Origin of the sequence: Sphingopyxis sp., assembly GCF_035250425.1 — a bacterium.
Lineage (GTDB): Bacteria > Pseudomonadota > Alphaproteobacteria > Sphingomonadales > Sphingomonadaceae > Sphingopyxis.
On record NZ_DATFFD010000282.1, the window covers coordinates 1 to 17,386 of the forward strand.

The 17,386-nt window shown below is 65.9% G+C and carries 15 protein-coding genes; 14 read left to right on the top strand and 1 reads right to left on the bottom strand.

Annotation, left to right across the window (positions count from 1 at the left end):
• The 10 genes from VJ811_RS17105 to VJ811_RS17150 form a co-directional block, all read left to right on the top strand.
• Positions 1-1,200: dihydroxy-acid dehydratase (locus tag VJ811_RS17105; RefSeq protein WP_324074597.1), on the top strand; the 1,200-nt coding region annotated here is incomplete at its 5' end.
• Positions 1,201-1,322: 122 nt separating this feature from the next.
• A complete protein-coding gene (eda, locus tag VJ811_RS17110) occupies positions 1,323-1,943 on the top strand; it encodes a bifunctional 4-hydroxy-2-oxoglutarate aldolase/2-dehydro-3-deoxy-phosphogluconate aldolase (RefSeq protein WP_324074599.1) in 621 nt (206 codons plus the stop codon).
• 284 nt (positions 1,944-2,227) lie between these two features.
• Positions 2,228-3,820, top strand: a complete 1,593-nt coding sequence (locus VJ811_RS17115) for an HAD-IB family hydrolase (protein WP_324074601.1) — start codon at positions 2,228-2,230, stop codon at positions 3,818-3,820.
• 3 nt (positions 3,821-3,823) lie between these two features.
• On the top strand, positions 3,824-6,184 hold the full coding sequence (locus VJ811_RS17120) for a glycerol-3-phosphate 1-O-acyltransferase (protein ID WP_324074603.1): 2,361 nt from the start codon (positions 3,824-3,826) through the stop codon (positions 6,182-6,184).
• Positions 6,185-6,298: 114 nt separating this feature from the next.
• Entirely contained in the window at positions 6,299-7,888 is a 1,590-nt protein-coding gene (locus VJ811_RS17125) for a wax ester/triacylglycerol synthase family O-acyltransferase (protein ID WP_324074605.1), read from the top strand.
• A gap of 148 nt (positions 7,889-8,036) precedes the next feature.
• Positions 8,037-9,485: a DUF3336 domain-containing protein gene (locus tag VJ811_RS17130; RefSeq protein WP_324074607.1), complete on the top strand. Its 1,449-nt coding sequence runs from the start codon at positions 8,037-8,039 to the stop codon at positions 9,483-9,485.
• A gap of 2 nt (positions 9,486-9,487) precedes the next feature.
• Positions 9,488-10,339, top strand: coding sequence for an alpha/beta hydrolase (locus VJ811_RS17135; protein WP_324074609.1), 852 nt, complete (start codon positions 9,488-9,490; stop codon positions 10,337-10,339).
• 45 nt (positions 10,340-10,384) lie between these two features.
• Positions 10,385-11,317: an alpha/beta fold hydrolase gene (locus VJ811_RS17140; RefSeq protein ID WP_324074611.1), complete on the top strand. Its 933-nt coding sequence runs from the start codon at positions 10,385-10,387 to the stop codon at positions 11,315-11,317.
• Positions 11,318-11,516: 199 nt separating this feature from the next.
• A complete protein-coding gene (locus tag VJ811_RS17145; RefSeq protein ID WP_324074613.1) occupies positions 11,517-12,518 on the top strand; it encodes an NAD(P)H-dependent glycerol-3-phosphate dehydrogenase in 1,002 nt (333 codons plus the stop codon).
• 112 nt (positions 12,519-12,630) lie between these two features.
• The gene (locus VJ811_RS17150; protein WP_324074615.1) at positions 12,631-12,969 is read left to right on the top strand and encodes a hypothetical protein; all 339 of its coding nucleotides are present in this window, start codon (positions 12,631-12,633) and stop codon (positions 12,967-12,969) included.
• A 177-nt stretch (positions 12,970-13,146) separates the two neighbouring features.
• On the opposite strand, the gene VJ811_RS17155 is transcribed toward VJ811_RS17150, so the two are convergent.
• Complete coding sequence (locus tag VJ811_RS17155) at positions 13,147-13,770, bottom strand: TlpA disulfide reductase family protein (RefSeq protein WP_324074616.1); 624 nt, start codon at positions 13,768-13,770, stop codon at positions 13,147-13,149.
• Here VJ811_RS17155 and argH point away from each other — a divergent pair.
• From argH to VJ811_RS17175, 4 genes are all read left to right on the top strand, one after another.
• Positions 13,769-15,145 carry an argininosuccinate lyase gene (gene argH, locus VJ811_RS17160; protein ID WP_324074624.1) on the top strand — a complete coding sequence of 459 codons (1,377 nt, stop codon included), beginning with the start codon at positions 13,769-13,771 and terminating at the stop codon, positions 15,143-15,145. The genes VJ811_RS17155 and argH overlap by 2 nt on opposite strands.
• Positions 15,145-15,396, top strand: a complete 252-nt coding sequence (locus VJ811_RS17165; RefSeq protein WP_324074618.1) for a hypothetical protein — start codon at positions 15,145-15,147, stop codon at positions 15,394-15,396. The genes argH and VJ811_RS17165 overlap by 1 nt, the downstream gene beginning before the upstream one ends.
• 174 nt (positions 15,397-15,570) lie before the next feature.
• Complete coding sequence (gene lysA, locus VJ811_RS17170) at positions 15,571-16,836, top strand: diaminopimelate decarboxylase (protein WP_324074620.1); 1,266 nt, start codon at positions 15,571-15,573, stop codon at positions 16,834-16,836.
• Positions 16,837-16,940: 104 nt separating this feature from the next.
• Positions 16,941-17,386 (top strand): precorrin-2 dehydrogenase/sirohydrochlorin ferrochelatase family protein (locus tag VJ811_RS17175; protein WP_324074622.1); only part of this gene is annotated, 446 nt, incomplete at its 3' end.

Consider the following 17,386-nt stretch of genomic DNA (forward strand, 5'->3'; position numbering starts at 1 on the left):
AGCTATCATGGCGCGGGCACCTGCACCTTCTACGGCACCGCGAACAGCAACCAGATGATGATGGAGCTGATGGGGCTGCACGTCCCCGGCAGCGCCTTCACCAACCCGGGCACTAAACTTCGGCAGGAGCTGACCCGCGCCGCGACGCACCGCGTTGCGCAGATCGGCTGGGACGGCGACGACTATCGCCCGCTGTCGCGCTGCATCGACGAAAAGGCGATCGTCAATGCCGCGATCGGCCTGCTCGCCACCGGCGGGTCGACCAACCATGCGATCCACCTGCCCGCGATCGCGCGCGCCGCCGGGATCATCATCGACTGGCAGGATTTCGACGAACTGAGCCATGCGGTGCCGCTGCTCGCGCGCGTCTATCCGAACGGTGCGGGCGACGTGAACAATTTCCACGCCGCGGGCGGCATCGGCTATGTCGTGCGCGAGCTGCTCGGTGCGGGGCTGCTCCATGGCGACGTGCTGACCGTCGGCGGGACGATGGCCGATTATGCATCGGAACCCGTCCTGGTGAACGATGAACTTCACTGGCAGGCGGCGCCCGCCGAGAGCCGCGACGACAATATGCTCCGCCCCGCTGCGGCGCCTTTCTCGCCCGACGGCGGGATGCGCCTACTCGCGGGCAACCTCGGCCGCGCGATCATCAAGACCAGCGCGGTCGCCGAGGATCGCTGGACGATCGAGGCGCCGTGCCGGATCTTCGACGACCAGAATCAGGTGCTCGCCGCATTCAAGGCGGGCGAACTCGAACGCGACGTCGTCGTCGTCGTCCGCTTCCAGGGTCCGCGCGCCAACGGCATGCCCGAGCTGCACAAGCTGACCCCGGCCTTGGGCGTGCTGCAGGACAAGGGCTTTCGCGTCGCGCTGCTCACCGACGGCCGCATGTCGGGCGCGAGCGGCAAGGTTCCCGCGGTCATCCACCTCTCGCCCGAAGCCTTGCCGGGCACCGATGGCGCCAGCGGCCCGCTCGCTTATCTTCAGGACGGCGACATGGTCCGCGTCTGCGCGGTGAACGGCGAAGTCGTTGCGCTCGTCGACGACGCCATATGGGCCGCGCGCACCCCTGCCGTCGCCCCGCCGCCCGCGCTCGGCGTCGGGCGCGAATTATTCGCCCTGTTCCGCCATCACGCCGACGAAGCCGAAAAAGGCGGGTCGGCGGTATTGGCGGCGATGGAGGCGGTTACAGGATAACCCCTAATCCCGTTCGTGCTGAGCTTGTCGAAGCACCGTCTTTTTTTCGCGACGCTGAGAAAAGAACGGCCCTTCGACAAGCTCAGGGCGAACGGAGTTTGAGATTTCGAACGGAGTAGAAAATGGTAGAGCAGTCCATCGACCAGATCATGGCGCTAGCCCCCGTCATCCCGGTGATCGTCATCGACCGCGTCGAGGACGCGGTGCCGATGGCCGAAGCGCTGGTCGCCGGCGGGCTGACGGTACTCGAAGTCACCATGCGCACCCCCGCCGCGCTCGATGCGATCACCGCGATGAAGCGCGTCAAGGGCGCAGTCGTCGGCGCCGGCACCGTGCTCGATCCCGCGATGCTCAATGGCGCGATCGCGGCGGGCGCCGAATTCATCGTCTCGCCCGGCCTCACCGACAATCTCGGCAAAGCTGCCGTCGCGAGCGGGATTCCCTTCCTCCCCGGCACCGCCAACGCCGGCGACATCATGCGCGGCATGGATCTCGGCCTCGATCGCTTCAAATTCTTCCCCGCGGCGACCAGCGGCGGCATTCCAGCGCTGAAGGCGCTTGCGGGTCCCTTCGGCCAGGCGCGCTTCTGCCCCACCGGCGGCATCAGCCTCGCGACCGCGCCCGAATGGCTCGCGCTCGAAGCCGTGCTGTGCGTCGGCGGCAGCTGGGTCGTCCCGTCGGGCCCGCTCGACCCCGCGAAAATCGAAGCGCTTGCGAGGGAAGCTGCGGCGCTTTCTCGTTAAGGTCAAATGTCCGCTCACCTTTCCCTCCCCTTGATGGGGGAGGCAGCGAGACTTGCGAAATTGTTCGCTAGTCGCAGCGGTGGGGGTGTGCTCTCGGCCTGAAATGACGGTCTGAGGACGCACCCGCACCCCCATCCAACTCCGCCTAGCCGCTGACGCGGCAAGGCTCCGTATCCTTCCCCCATCAAGGGGGAAGGTCCGCTGCTTCGCGCCATTGATAAACGCCATCTTACCTGCCATCGTGCAGCAAAGGCGGGCCGATAGCCGCCGGTGGGGAGACAGGCGTGCCGAGGCCACAGCCGCATTTGGAAGAAGTCCTGGCGTCCGAACCCGGACCGCATATCGCCGCGCTGTTCGATTTCGACGGCACGATCATCTCGGGCTACTCCGCCACTGCAATGCTGCGCGAAAAATTCCAGCGCCGCGAAATGTCGATGGAAGAGATTGCGGAGACCGCGCAGGTCATCGCGCAGCACAGCCTCGGCACCATCGGCTTTTCGGGGCTGATGTCGGGCGCCGCCAAATTCATGAAGGGCGTCGACGAAGAGAGCTTTATCGAATTCGGCGAGGAGCTCTACAAAAAGCATATCGCGCGCAAAATCTATCCCGAAACGCGCGCGATCATCGAGGCGCATCAGGCGAAGGGCCACCGCGTCGCGATCATCTCGTCGGCGACGATCTACCAGATCGAACCGACCGCGCGCGACCTTGGCATCACCGACATCAAATGCTCGGCCTATGAAATAGAGGGTGGCGTCTTCACCGGCGAAATCATCCGCCCGCTCTGCTTCGGCGAGGGCAAGGTGCTCGCCGCCGAGGAGCTTGCCGCCGAATATGGCCTCGACCTCGACCAGAGCTTTTTCTATTCGGACAGCGACGACGACATCGAACTGCTCAAACGCGTCGGCAAGCCGCGCCCGCTCAACCCGAATTTGAAACTCAAGGCGATCGCCGAGGAGAACGGCTGGCCGGTACAACGCTTCGCCAGCCGCGGCACGCCGAGCTGGGTCGATTATACCCGCACCATCTACGCCACCGGCTCGCTCGTCGGCGCCTTCGCCGCGGGCCTTCCGATCTGGGCGCTGACGCGTTCGCAGCGCGAGGCGGTTAATTTCTCGATGGGGCTGTTCGGCGATTTCGCGACCGCGATCACCGGGGTCGAGCTCGAGGTCGAGGACGAGAAGCATCTCTGGTCGTCGCGCCCGTGCGTCTTCATCTTCAACCACCAGAGCAAGGCCGACGTGATGATCCTCGCCAAGCTCATCCGCCGCGACATGTGCGGCGTGGGCAAGAAGGAAATCAGGGACATCCCAATCCTGGGGAAGCTGATGGAATGGGGCGGCACCGTCTTCGTCGACCGCGCCGACGGCAAGAGCGCGATCAAGGCGATGGAGCCGCTGGTCGACGCGATCAAGGTCGAGGGCAAGTCGATCTGCATCTCGCCCGAAGGCACGCGCAGCCTGACCCCGAAGCTCGAACCGTTCAAGAAGGGCGCGTTCCACCTCGCGATGCAGGCGGGAGTGCCGATCGTCCCGATCGTGATCCATAACGCGACCGACGTCGCGCCCAAGAACGAGTTCGTGATGCGTCCCGCGACAGTGCGCGTCACCGTGCTGCCGCCGGTCGATACGTCGAAGTGGAGCGCGCGGACGATGAACAATCACGTCCGCGACGTCCGCAACATGTTCCTGCGCACGCTGGGTCAGCCCGAGGAAAGCGTGGCGGAATCGGTCGCGAAGGAACCCGCGCCCGAGGCGGCTCCGCCCGAGGCCAAGGCCGAAAAGGCCAAGCCGAAAAAAGCGGCTGCGAAGAAACCTGCGACGAAGAAAAAGGCATCCGTCAAAAAGCCCGCGGCCGCCAAGGGAAAGACGGGCTAAGCGGTGGCCGACGGAACGCCCCGCACCCCGATCGTGGCGGAGCAGGCGGCCGACCGGCTCTATATCATCGACGCGCGCAACGGGGTCGAGCGGAGGCTCTTGCTCGACTGGGTTCATTCGACTGCCAATGATTTGGGCGGCGACAACGAGCCGCAATGGGCCAGCCTTGCGATCGAGGACGACGACCATGCGCTGCCGCTCGACATGCTCCGCGCGCGGCTCGACGGATCGCCGTCGCGCCAGGTCGTGCCGCTGCGCGTCGCGTGGCGCATCCCGGGATTCGAGCGCGACCGCGCGCTCAAATTCCGCCATATCCTCTTCGGCGACCCGCGCCATCCCGGCCCGCTCCGCTCGCGGCTGATCTTGCTCCGCGACCGCCGCCGCGCGCAGATATTGGTCGGCGAGGCGGCGACGCTCGATGCGCTGCGCGACCGGTTCTGCGCGCAGACCGGCGGCGGCGATGGCGAGGGGGCGGGCAGCCCCGAATTCGCGGGTTTCGTCGCGCGGCAGGCGGCGCTCGCGCTCGACGTCGCCGAACGCGGGATCCGGGGAACAAGATACAAGGTGCCGCGCTTCGTCGCTGATGGCCTGCGCACCAGCCCCAAGTTCCGCGCCGCGCTCGCCGAACTGTCCGAGGCGACGGGACGCCCGGTTGCCGACCTCTTTCGCGAGGCGCGGCCGCTGATGAAGGAGGTCATCGCGCGGCCGTCGGCACTGTTCCTCGATCTGCGCGCGCGGCTCGATCGCATGATGTTCGGCGGCTACGCCCCCGAAATGGAGATCGACGCGGCGGAGCTTGCCAAGCTGCGGTCGATCCTGCGCGAGCATCCGACCGCGATCCTGTTCACCCACAAAACCTATATCGACGGCGCGACGCCCAGCCGGCTTGCCTATGAGAACGACCTGCCGATGCTGCACAGCTTTGGCGGCGCCAATCTCGATTTCGCGGTCATGGGCGAATTTTTCCGCCGCTCGGGGATGATCTTCATCCGCCGCAGCTTCCAGGACCAGCCGGTCTACAAGCTCGTGCTGCGCCACTATATTGCGTGGCTGCTCGCCAAGCGCTTCCCGCTGAGCTGGGCGTTCGAGGGAACGCGCTCGCGGCTCGGCAAATTGATGCCGCCGAAGTATGGCCTGATGAAATATGTCCTCGACGCCGCGCACGCGACGGGGACGCGCGATGTGCATTTCGTGCCCTTCGTCACCAGCTTCGACCTGATCCGCGACGTCGAGGAATATGCCGCCGAACAGACCGGCCGGAACAAGAAGCCCGAGAGCCTGTCGTGGTTTCTCGGCTATATGAAGAGCCTCAAGGAACCCTCGGGCCGCATCCGCTTGGACATCGGCAATCCGGTGGTGGTGGGCGAGGCGCCCGCCCCCGACGACAAGCGCGCGCTCGAAACAATCGCCTTCGCGGTTGCTGTCGAGGCCAATCGCGTGACGCCGCTGACGGTCACCTCGGTGATGTGCCTGATCTTGCTCGGCATGGCGCCGCGCGGCGCGACCGCGGCCGAACTGCTCGGCGCGATCGGCGCGGTGACCGGCTGGGCGCGCGCGCGCGACATTCGGCTCAGCAGCGAACTCGAAAGCGGCGACGATACCGCGCTCTCGACGACGGTCGACACGCTCGTCGAGAGCGGCCTGCTGACGCGCTACGAGGCGGGCAGCGAGAATGTCTATTCGATCGACCCCGCCAAGCATCCGATGGCGAGCTATTACCGCAACATCATCGCGCATCATTTTCTGGGCCGTGCGATGATCGAACTGGCGCTGTTCGAACTGCGCGATGGCGACAGCGGCGACGCGACCGCCGCCTTCTGGGTCAAGATCGATCGCCTCCGCGACCTGTTCAAATTCGAATTCTTCTATCCGCCCCGCGACGAGCATCGCGCGGCGATCGCCGCCGAACTGACGCGCATCGATCCCGTCTGGGACCGCCGCCTCGCCAGCGGCGACCGCGGCATCGCACAGCTGATCCGGCGCTGCCAGCCGGTCGTCGGTCACGCGATATTGCTGCCCTTTGCCGAGGCCTATTCGGTCGTCGCCGACCTGCTCGCGCGCGCCAAGCCCGGCGATGTCGTCGACGAACCGGCGTTGCTCGACGCGGCGCTCACCGAAGGCAAGCAGGCCTATCTGCTCCGCCGGATCAGCAGCGAAGCGGCGATCGGCAAATTGCTCTTCGCCAACGGCCTGTCGCTGATGCGCCACATGGGGCTCGCGGAGGAGGCTACCCCGGTCAACCTCGCCGCGCGCCGCGCGCTGTTGGTCGAACTGCGCGGCCTTGCCAATGTGATGGAAACGATGCGCCTCTCGACCGTGGCGCTCGCCGATCGATTGCCGGGAGTTGGGGATGAACGAGTTTAACCTCTCCTCGTCATTCCCGCGAAAGCGGGAACCCAGCGAGCAAACGTCGCAACTGGGTTCCCGCTTTCGCGGGAATGACGAATTATTTCATGATTTCAGAGGATAGGTCCTAACATGCTCAAACAGCTCAGCGCGCAGGACGCCCAGTTCCTCTATACCCAGACCGCGAACAATCTGACGCACATCATGGGGGTCTATATCTATGACCCCTCGACCGCGCCGGGCGGCTTCGTGCGATTCAAGGATATCATCCGCCACGTTGAAAGCCGCGTCGACACCTCGCCCTTGTTCAAGCGCCGGCTCCACCGCCTGCCGTTCGACATGGACCATCCCTATTGGGTCGAGGACGAGCATTTCGATATCGAGGCGCATATGAGCCACGCGCGCCTGCCCGAACCCGGCGACTGGCGGCAATTCTGCATCGCGGTCGCGCGCTGGTTCTCGAAACCGATGGATATGAACCGCCCGCTCTGGGACATCTATATCATCGAGGGGCTCGACCGCATTCCCGGCATCCCGAAGGGCAGCTTCGCGATGCTCCACCGAGTTCATCACGCCGCGGTCGACGGCGCATCGGGCGCGCACGCCTTCATCGCGATGAGCGACATCGACGCAAAGGGCACGCCCGCGATCCCCGAACCGCCGCCGGTCGAGGAACTGGGCAAGGCGCCGTCGAGCGCCGAAACGCTGTCGCGCGCCTGGTCGGCGTCGATGCAGTCGCCCGTCAAATTCATGAACGCGCTGATGAAAATGTCGCCCGCGATCATCTCGTCGGCGAGGCGGTCGATTGCCGAAGGCGGGATGACGGCCGGCGTCCCCGAAACGCGCTTCAACGTGCCCGTCGGCCCGCACAAGATGTTCGACGCGACGACGGTCGCGCTGACCGACGTTGCCGAGATCCGCAAGAAAGTGCCCGGCGCGACGGTCAACGATGTTGTCCTCACCACCGTCGGCGGCGCGCTGCGCAAATATCTCGCGAAGCATAACGAATTGCCCAAGGACAGCCTCGTCGCGGTCGCGCCGATCAATTTGCGCGGCAAGGAAAAGGGCGCGGGCCCAGGAGGCAAGGGGGCGTCGAAACCGGGCAATCAGGTGTCGGCGATGAGTGTCCCGATCCGCACCGACATCGCCGATCCGCTCGCCCGGCTCGCGGCGGTGCGCGACTATACGGTCGAGGCGAAGGAGGCGAAGGCGGGGGTCAGCGCAAGGATCATGACCGACCTGTCACAGCATATTCCGGGCGCGACGATGGCGGCGGTCGCGCGGCTTGTCACCAGCGAGCGTTTCGCGGTGCGCGGCACCAACCTCTTCATCTCGAACGTGCCGGGGGCGCAGGTGCCGCTCTATCTCGCGGGCGCGCAGCTTGTGCAACAGCACGGTATGGCGCCGCTTGCGAACAATATGGGGCTGTTCGTCGCGACCCCCAGCTACAATGGCCGGATCGCTTTCTCGCTCATTTCCGAGCGCGCGGTGATGCCCGATATCGCCTTTTTCCGCGAGTGTATCGACGAAAGCTTCGCCGACCTGATGGCGGCGGTGCCCAAGCCGGAGAAGGCGAAAGCCGCTACGGTAAAGCCGAAACCCGCGGCCAAGCCCAGGGCGAAAGCGAAACCCGTCCCGAAACCTGCGGCCAAACCGAGAGTGAAGCCGAAAGCCGTGGCAAAGGGAAAGAAGAAGCCTCCTTCTTCGTCACCCCGGACTTGATCCGGGGTCCAGCTTTCCACCGTCGCCGAGCGGGACCCCGGATCAAGTCCGGGGTGACGAGGGTGGATGTCATCGTCAAAACAGTTGCCAAAGGCAACGCAACCAGCAAGACTCGGAAAAAATAACCATGCTCTCGCAGGATTACCGAATGCTTTTCACCCCGACGCTCAGCGCCGACCGCGATCTGGTGACCGCGCCCGACTATATTGCATGGGCCAAGGCGGCGCGCGAACATGACCGGAAATCGGGGCTGCAAGCGTGGCGCGATGCCGACGAAAGCAAGCATTTCGATTATAGGGCGATCCGCGCCCGGCTGGAAAAGCTGCGCAAACTGTCGGCGGCGGGCGACGTCCAGGGGCTGCTCTTCGTCCTTAACGAAGGCATCCACGGCAATATTGACGGCATGGGGCACGAGCGGCTGTACCAGAAGGCGCGCTTCGGCACGAAAAAGCTGGTCGAGGATTATGTCGCCGAGGTTGTCGCCTCATTGGGCAAGATCGCCGCCGCGCGCAGCATCACCCGCGAGGAGAAACGCGACTTCTTCCGCCGCGCGCAGCATTGCTACGGCCGCTCGGCGCTGCTGCTTTCGGGTTCGGGCAGTTTCCTCTTTTTCCATATCGGCGTCGTCAAGGCGCTCTGGGAAGAAGGCGTGTTGCCCGCGATCATGTCGGGCGCGAGCGGCGGGTCGATCGTCGCCGCGGTCGTCTGCACCCGCAAGAATGCCGACATCGGCGCCTTCCTCGAAAGCGAACGCCTCGCCAACCCCGACCGCGATTCCGACGGGCGGCGCCTCGCGCCCGACGAGGTGCGCGAGCGCCTTGCCGACCTGATCCCCGACCTGACCTTTCAGGAAGCCTATGAAATCAGCGGCCGCCACCTCAACGTCTCGGTCGCGCCGGCCGAAAAGCATCAGAACGGGCGCCTGCTCAACGCGATCACGGCGCCGAATGTGCTGATCCGCGAAGCGGTGCTCGCGTCGTGCGCGGTGCCCGGCGTCTTCCCGCCGGTGATGCTGATGGCGCGCGACGACAAGGGCGAACGTATTCCTTACCAGCCCGACCGGCGCTGGGTCGACGGGTCGGTGACGCACGACATCCCGGCCAAGCGGCTCGAGCGGCTGTATGGCGTGAACCATCATATCGTCAGCCAGGCGAACCCGATCGCGCTGCCCTTCGCGACCGATACGCGCAAGCAAATGGCGCCGATCGAGGCCATTCAACATGCGTCGATGGCGACCTTCAAGGCGTGGCTCAACGCGAATATGGTGATTTTCCAGAAACCGCTCGAATGGGTGCCGCCGCTCAACAGCCTCGCCAATATGGCGCGTTCGGTGATCAACCAGGACTATACCGGCGACATCAACATCATCCGCCCGCCGAAATTCTGGTCGCCGGCGAAGATCCTCTCCGATCTGGCGCAGGAGGACATCGACGAACTGATCGACACCGGCGAGCGCACCGCGTGGCCCAAGGTCGAAATGGTGCGCACCCAGACCGCGATCAGCCGCGCGCTCGAAGCGATCTTGGCGAAGATCGACAAGACGGGCGACGACGGCCCCGGCCACCGCAGCGCCGCGCTGAAGAAGGCGGTTCGCTGACCGTGGCGGCGGGCGCGGTGATCCTGCCCGCCGGTTCCGCCGCCGGCGGCGCGCGGCTCCATGTCACCCACTGGCTGCCCGCCGGGCGCCCGCGCGCGGTGGTCCTGCTCGCGCATGGTTATGCCGAGCATGCCGGGCGCTACGAATATGTCGCCAAGCGGCTGACCGGCGCGGGCTATGCCATCTATGCCGTCGACCATTGGGGGCACGGCAATTCGGACGGCGAGGGCGGGTATGTGCCGCGCTTTTCGGCCTTTCTCGACGGCATGGCCGAGCTCCTGACACTGGTCGAAATCAACCATGCCGACACGCCGCGCCTGCTGCTCGGTCACAGCATGGGCGGGCTGATCGCGACGCTGTTCCTCGTCGAGCGGCAAAATGCCTTTGTCGCGGCGGCGCTTTCCGGCCCGGCGATCCAGCCCGCGGAACCGCCGTCGCGCTTGACCGTCTGGATCAGCCGTTTCCTTTCACGCTTCTTCCCGCGCCTTGGCGTGCTGTCGCTCGATGCCAACGGCGTCAGCCGCGATCCGCAAGTCGTCGCCGCCTATCAGGCCGATCCGCTCGTCTATGGCGGCAAGATCGGCGCCCGGCTCGGCAAGGAGTTCATGGACGCGATGGCGGTCGCACAGGCCGACGCGCCAAAGATCAAGCTGCCGATCCTGATCCAGCATGGCGAGGCCGACCGGCTGACCGCGCCTGCGGGGTCGCGCTATCTCTTCGCCAATGTCGCGTCGACGGACAAGGCGCTGAAAATCTACCCCGGCCTGTTCCACGAAATCTACAACGAGCCCGAACGCGACGCGGTGCTGGGCGACCTGATCGGCTGGTTCGATGCGCATGTTGAAGAGCGCTGACCTTTTCAAACCCTTCCCCTGAAGGGAAGGGGTTAAGGAGACGACATGCGAATCCTGCTCATCCTTATCTTCGCGCCGCTGATCGCGCTCATACTGATATATTTCATTTTTCCCGGCCGCCTCGTCGCGATCGGGCGCGCCTTGCTCCGTCGCCGCGGCGGGATGGTGCAGAAGAGCGTCGCCGTCGACGGCCGCATCTGGCCCTATCTCGAAGGCGGCGACCCGGCCAAACCGCTCCTCCTCCTCGTCCACGGCTTTGCCGGCGACAAGGATAATTGGTCGATGATCGCGCCCTATCTGACGCGCGATTATCATGTCGTCGCCCCCGACCTGCCGGGGTTCGGCGAGAATGAGCGCAATCCCGACCTTGCCTATGACCTTCACGCGCAGACCGCGCGGCTCAAGGCATTCGCCGACACGCTCGGGCTCCAGCACCCGCACGTCGCCGGCAACAGCATGGGCGGCTGGATCGCGCTGCGCTACGCGATCGACTATCCGGGCGCGCTCGCCAGCCTGACCCTGCTCGACAATGCGGGGGTCAATGGCGCGAACGAGAGCCCGCTTCAGAAACAGGCGGCAAACGAAGACTACAACCCGCTCGTCCTCGCCAATCTGGAGGATGCCGACCGGCTGGTGGCGATGGTCGTCCACAAGCCGCCCTATATCCCGTCGCGTTTGAAGCCCGTCCTTTATGCCGACGCGCTCAAATATCGCGACCAGCTCGACATGATTTTCTGGGTGATCGCCACCGAAGGCCGCGACCATCCGCTCAACGACCGGCTCGGCGAGGTGAAGGTGCCGACGCTGATCATCTGGGGCCGCCACGACCAGTTGCTCGACGTCAGTTGCGTCCCCGTGCTCGAAGCGGGCATCGCCGGCAGCGTCGCGCATATCTTCGACCATGTCGGCCATGTCCCGATGATCGAGGATCCGAAGGCGACCGCCGCGGTGATGAAGGGTTTTCTTAGCCAGCATTAGATCCCCCCCCCCATCGCGGAGCGTCGGGGTAGGGGACCGTGCCCGCAGGGCGTGGTGGAGGGGTTTCGACGTCGCGTCATTACCCCTCCGTCAGCGCTTCGCGCTGCCACCTCCCCTTGGCTGCGCCAAGGGGAGGATCGTGACCTTGCCAACCATCCATTCTCCCGTCACTCTCTTTCGAAAATAGGGGGAGAGACAGATGCGCCTGAAAGTGGGTCTGCTGGGCGGCGGCAGCTGGGGGACGACGGTGGCGGCGCTGGTGTCGCGCAATGCGCCGATCGCGCTGTGGGCGCGCGACGCCGAAACCGTCGATGACATCAACGCTATCCACGAGAATCGCAAATATCTGCCCGGCATCGCGCTGCCGGCGACCCTCCGCGCCACGAATGACATGGCCGAAGTGGTCGCGAGCGCCGACGTGCTCGTCATGGGCGTCCCGTCGCACAGCTTCCGCGCCGTGCTCGAGGAGGCGCGCGCGCATCTTCGCCCGTGGGTGCCGGTGATCAGCCTCACCAAGGGGCTCGAGCTGTCCTCGGGCAAACGCATGACCGAGCTGATCGAGGAGGTGCTCCCCGGCCACCCCGTCGGCGTGCTCACCGGGCCGAACCTTGCGCGCGAGATCATGACCGGACAGGCCGCGGCGAGCGTGCTCTCGATGGAGGACGAGATCGTCGTGCGCGCGCTCCAGCCGGTGTTCCATTCGGGGCTGTTCCGCGTCTACACCAACACCGACCTGCTCGGCTGCGAACTCGGCGGTGTGCTCAAGAATATCATCGCGATCGCGGTCGGCATGGGCGACGGGCTCGGCGCGGGCGACAACACGCGCTCGGCGCTGATGACGCGCGGGCTTGCCGAGATCACGCGGCTGGGCGTCGCGATGGGCGGGCGCCCCGAAACCTTCGCGGGGCTCACCGGCATGGGCGACCTGATCGCGACCTGCACCAGCCCCTTGTCGCGCAACCGCCATGTCGGGGTCGAACTCGGCAAGGGGCGTCCGATCGACGAAATCATCGCCAGTATGAATATGGTCGCCGAAGGGGTGAAGAGCGCGCCGACCGTCATCGCCCTCGCCGAAAAGCACGGCCTCGACATGCCGATCGCGCGCGATGTGTATGACGTGACGCAGGGAAAACGCAGCGCGCAGGAGGTTTTCCGCGGCCTCCTTCGCTCCGCTGTCGGCGACGAAGCGCACCCCGGATGAGCGTTTCCGCCGCGGCTTGTAACATTTCGGCGTTCGGCCGGGAATAAAAGCGCGACCTGCTTCGTTGACTCCCCGACCGCCTCGCAACCTGCGGGCAATCAGGAGATGGACGATGAAAAAATGGACCACCCTCGCCGCAATGATGGCGCTGCCCGCAACGGCGGCCGGCGCTGCCGTTCCCTATGGTGCGATGCCGCCGGGTTTCGAGGCGCCGCACATCCGCACCTCGCCGATCGCGGGCGTCGTCAACCAGCAATGGTATAATTACAAGGCCGACATATTGGAGGCGGAAAAGGAGCTGACCAGCGACCTTCGCCATGCGACCGACCGCGAGGATCGCTGGGATGCGTGGGACGAATGGCAGACCGAGGTGATCGACGCCGACAAGGATTATGTGAAGGAAATGCGCGCGAAGGGCTATCGCACCGGTCGCGTGACGGTCGGCGGCTAAGCCCTGTCGAGTTCCCCGGAGCCTTGCTCTGGGTCGCAGGGAGGGGCGGGTGTCATGGGGCATCCGCCCATTCTTGTTTGTTTAACCGTCATTCCCGCGAAAGCGGGAACCCAGCGAGCAACCGTCGCAACTGGGTTCCCGCTTTCGCGGGAATGACGAAATTTAGCGCAATTTGGGTTAGGAAGCACCCTCGGCCAGCAGCGCCTTCGCTTCGGCCCCCTGCCAATCGATTGCACCCACAACGCGCCACAATTCGCGCCCCGCGGCGTCATAATAGATGCTCGTCGGCAGCGCGCTGTTCGCCGCGTCGAGCAGGCCGTTTTCGGGGTCGATATAGGGCTGCAACGCCTTCAGTCCCGCCTTCTGGAACCACGGGTCGACGATTTCGGCGCCCTGCACATCCTGCGCGACGGCAATCACCGTCATGCGCTCGCCGCTTTTCGCGGCCAGCGCGTCGAGCGTCGGCATTTCGGCGACGCACGGCGCGCACCAGGTCGCCCACAGATTGACGAGCAGCGGACGCCCGCGAAACGAGGCGAGCGTCGCCGGGGCGTCATCGGGGCCGCGAAAGGTCACGGTCGGCGCCGCTTCGCTCTTGTGACTGCGGTCGACAATATGTTCGAACTGCCCCAGCCCCTTCGCTTGGCCCGCCGAAATATTTGCTTGGCCTTGCCCCGCTTGCCCGTCCGGCTGCTTTTCCCTATCGCAGCCGGCGATTGATCCGGCCAGAAGCACGGCGAGGATCGCAAGATACGGGTTTGGGACGCGGCGAATGGCGGATACTCCGGACAGCAACAGCATGTGGGGCGGCCGCTTCGGTGGCGGACCCGCGGCGATCATGCAAGAGATTAACGCCTCGATCCCCGTCGACAAGCGATTGTGGGAAGAAGATATCGCCGCGAGCCGGGCGCACGCCGCGATGCTCGGCGCCGCGGGAATCATCGGCGCCGACGATGCGGTTCAAATCGACCGCGGGCTCGCGCAGATCGCCGACGAGTTCGCGCGCGATGGCGTTCCCGTCGACCTCGCGCTCGAAGACATCCATATGACCGTCGAATCGCGGTTGAAGGAGCTGGTCGGCGAAGCCGCCGGACGGCTTCACACCGCGCGCTCGCGCAACGACCAGGTCGCGACCGATTTCCGCCTGTGGACGCGCACGGCGTGCGAGCGCATCGACGCCGGGCTGGCCGCGATCCAGACCGCGCTCCTCGCGCGCGCCGACGAGCATGCGGACAGCATCATGCCCGGCTTCACGCACCTCCAGGTCGCGCAGCCGGTGACGCTCGGCCATCACCTCCTCGCCTATGTCGAGATGCTCGGCCGCGACCGCAGCCGTTTTGCCGACGCACGCCGCCGCCTCAACGAATCGCCGCTCGGCGCCGCCGCGCTGGCGGGCACCGGCTTTCCTATCGACCGCCACGCGACCGCGGCCGCGCTGGATTTCGACCGCCCGATGGCGAACAGCATCGACGCCGTATCCGACCGCGACTTCGCGCTCGAATTTTGCGCCTCGGCGTCGATCGCCGCGATCCACCTGTCGCGCCTCGCCGAGGAAATCGTGATCTGGGCCAGCCAGCCCTTCGGCTTCATCAGCTTGCCCGATGCCTGGTCGACGGGCAGCTCGATCATGCCGCAAAAGCGCAACCCCGACGCCGCCGAACTGGTGCGTGGCCGCGCGGGCCTGCTGCTCGGCGCATTCCAGCGGCTCGCCGTGATCGTGAAGGGTCTGCCGCTCACCTATTCGAAGGATCTGCAGGACGACAAGGAAACCGTCTTCGGCGCTTTCGACGCGCTCGCGCTGTCGCTCGCGGCGATGACCGGCATGGTCGAAACGCTGACTTTCCGTACCGGCCGCATGCGCGCGCTCGCCGCCTCGGGCTATTCGACCGCGACCGACCTCGCCGACTGGCTCGTGCGCGAGAACGGCCTGCCGTTCCGCGAGGCGCACCATGTCGTCGGCTCGTGCGTGAAGCGCGCCGAGGAATTGGGTGTCGAGCTGTCGGCGCTGCCTGCTGCGGACGCTGCGGCGATCCATGCCGCGGTCACGCCCGAGGTATTGGCGGCGCTGACCGTCGAGGCGTCGGTCGCCAGCCGCACCAGCTATGGCGGCACGGCGCCTGAACGGGTAAGGCAAGCCATCGCCGCGGCCCGCGCGGCGCTCGAAGGAGTGATTTGATGGCGACCAAGCGCCTCATCACCATGACGTTCGCTGCGACCGCGCTGCTCGGCGCGTGCGGCAGCAAGGAAGATCTGAAGCCCGTGGCGGGCCAGCCTGCACCGGTGATTCCCGTTGGCGCGACCCGCGCCCCGACGACAGAGGAGCTTACGACGCCCGACGCGCAGGCCCGGCCCGCGCGCAGCGACGAACTTCTCAAACGGTCCGAACAACGCGAACCCGACGATTTTGACTTGCCGCCTCCGGGCTGATCAAAACCAAACTTACCTATCCGTTCGTGTCGAGCGAAGTCGAGACACCCATCCGCGTGGCGCTGCCCTTCGAGGCATCTCGACTTCAATCGAAGATTGAAGTTTATCCTGAGCGCCTGCAAGGCAGTCGAAGGGCTCGATGCGAACGGAAAAAGATAATCAGGACTTGTTTCAATGAATCATTTTGAATTTCGTGACGGCGTGATGCACGCCGAGGACATTCCGCTGCCGCGCATCGCCGAGGAAATCGGCACCCCCGTCTACGTCTATTCGCGCGCGACGCTGGAGCGCCATGCGCAGGCGTTTCGCGACGGGCTCAAGGATGTGCCGAAGAAGCATCTGGCCTTTGCGATCAAGAGCAACCCCAACCTCGGCGTGCTGCGCGTCCTTGCGCGGCAGGGCTATGGCGCCGACGTCGTGTCGGGCGGCGAGCTCGAACGCGCGCTCGCGGCGGGCATGGCGCCCGAGGACATCGTCTTTTCGGGCGTGGGCAAGACGCGCGCCGAACTGGCGCAGGGGCTCGACCGCGGCATCGGCCAGTTCAACATCGAGCATGAGCCCGAGGGCGTCGCCCTCGCCGAAATCGCGGCCGCCAAGGAAATGACCGCGCCCGCGGTGCTGCGCGTCAATCCCGACGTCGACGCGGGCACGCATGCCAAAATCTCGACCGGCAAGGCCGAGAACAAGTTCGGCGTCGGCATCGACAGCGCGCCCGAAATTTTCGCGCGGCTGTCGGCGCTGCCGGGGCTCAACATGCGCGGCGTCGCGGTCCATATCGGCAGCCAGCTCACCAGCCTCGCCCCGTTCGAGGCGGCGTTCCAGCGCGTCGGCGAGCTCGTCGCCGACCTGCGCGCCGCGGGGCACAGCATCACGCATGTCGACCTCGGCGGCGGGCTTGGCGTGCCGTACCGGGCGGGCGACAATATCATTCCGCCGTCGCCCGCCGATTATGGCGCGATGGTCGCGCGGGTCACGCGCGATTGGGACGTCACGCTGATGTTCGAGCCCGGCCGTGTCATCGCGGGCAATTCGGGGGTTTTGCTGACCGAGACTTTGTGGGTGAAACCCGGCGCAACGCACCCCTTCGTCATCGTCGATGCGGCGATGAACGACCTTGCCCGGCCCGCGCTCTATGACGCGTGGCATGATTTCGTCGCGGTGAAGCCGTCGGGCGAGACGATGACCGCCTCGATCGTCGGCCCGGTGTGCGAAACCGGCGACACCTTTGCGCGCGACCGGCTGATCGACAAGGTCGAGCCGGGCGACCTCGCGGTCTTCTGCAGCGCGGGGGCTTATGGCGCGACGATGGCGTCGACCTACAACAGCCGCAGCCTCGTTCCCGAGGTGCTCGTCGATGGTGACCGTTATGCCGTCGTCGCCGACCGCATCGCCGCGGGAACGATCATGGCCGCCGAGCGCGTCCCCGACTGGATCGACTGACAATCTCGTCATTGCGAGGAGCGAAGCGACGCGGCAATCCAGAGTAGGCATAAACCGCTCTGGATTGCTTCGCTTCGCTCGCAATGACGTTATAGGTAACACTCATGCACCAGCTTCCCATCTTCCTGAACCTTCGCGGCCGCACGGCCGTGCTGGTCGGGGAGGGGGAGGCGGCCGATGCCAAGGCGCGGCTGATCGTGCGCGCGGGCGGACGGATCGTCCCGGCGTGGGAGGAGGGCGCGACGATTGCCTTCGTCGCGTTGGACGACGAAGACGAGGCACGCGCCGCGGCGCAGGCACTCCGCGCCCGCGGTCTGCTCGTCAATGTCGTCGACCGCCCCGGCCTTTGCGATTTCACCACCCCCGCGATCGTCGACCGCGCACCGGTGACGATCGCGATCGGCACCGCCGGCGCCTCGGCCGGCCTCGCCAAAGCGGTGCGCCAGCGGATCGAGGCGTTGCTTCCCGCCCGCCTCGGCGCGCTCGCCGCAGCGCTCCACGCCGCGCGCGCTGCGATGAAAGCCCGCTGGCCCGCCGCCGCCGACCGCCG

Excerpts from the sequence above, each read along its gene's own strand:
- eda (WP_324074599.1), top strand. The coding sequence starts at position 1,323 with ATGGTAGAGCAGTCCATCGACCAGATCATGGCGCTAGCCCCCGTCATC.
- VJ811_RS17125 (WP_324074605.1), top strand. The coding sequence starts at position 6,299 with ATGCTCAAACAGCTCAGCGCGCAGGACGCCCAGTTCCTCTATACCCAG.
- VJ811_RS17130 (WP_324074607.1), top strand. The coding sequence starts at position 8,037 with ATGCTTTTCACCCCGACGCTCAGCGCCGACCGCGATCTGGTGACCGCG.
- VJ811_RS17140 (WP_324074611.1), top strand. The coding sequence starts at position 10,385 with ATGCGAATCCTGCTCATCCTTATCTTCGCGCCGCTGATCGCGCTCATA.
- VJ811_RS17145 (WP_324074613.1), top strand. The coding sequence starts at position 11,517 with ATGCGCCTGAAAGTGGGTCTGCTGGGCGGCGGCAGCTGGGGGACGACG.
- VJ811_RS17150 (WP_324074615.1), top strand. The coding sequence starts at position 12,631 with ATGAAAAAATGGACCACCCTCGCCGCAATGATGGCGCTGCCCGCAACG.
- argH (WP_324074624.1), top strand. The coding sequence starts at position 13,769 with ATGTGGGGCGGCCGCTTCGGTGGCGGACCCGCGGCGATCATGCAAGAG.
- VJ811_RS17155 (WP_324074616.1), bottom strand. The coding sequence starts at position 13,770 with ATGCTGTTGCTGTCCGGAGTATCCGCCATTCGCCGCGTCCCAAACCCG.
- VJ811_RS17165 (WP_324074618.1), top strand. The coding sequence starts at position 15,145 with ATGGCGACCAAGCGCCTCATCACCATGACGTTCGCTGCGACCGCGCTG.
- lysA (WP_324074620.1), top strand. The coding sequence starts at position 15,571 with ATGAATCATTTTGAATTTCGTGACGGCGTGATGCACGCCGAGGACATT.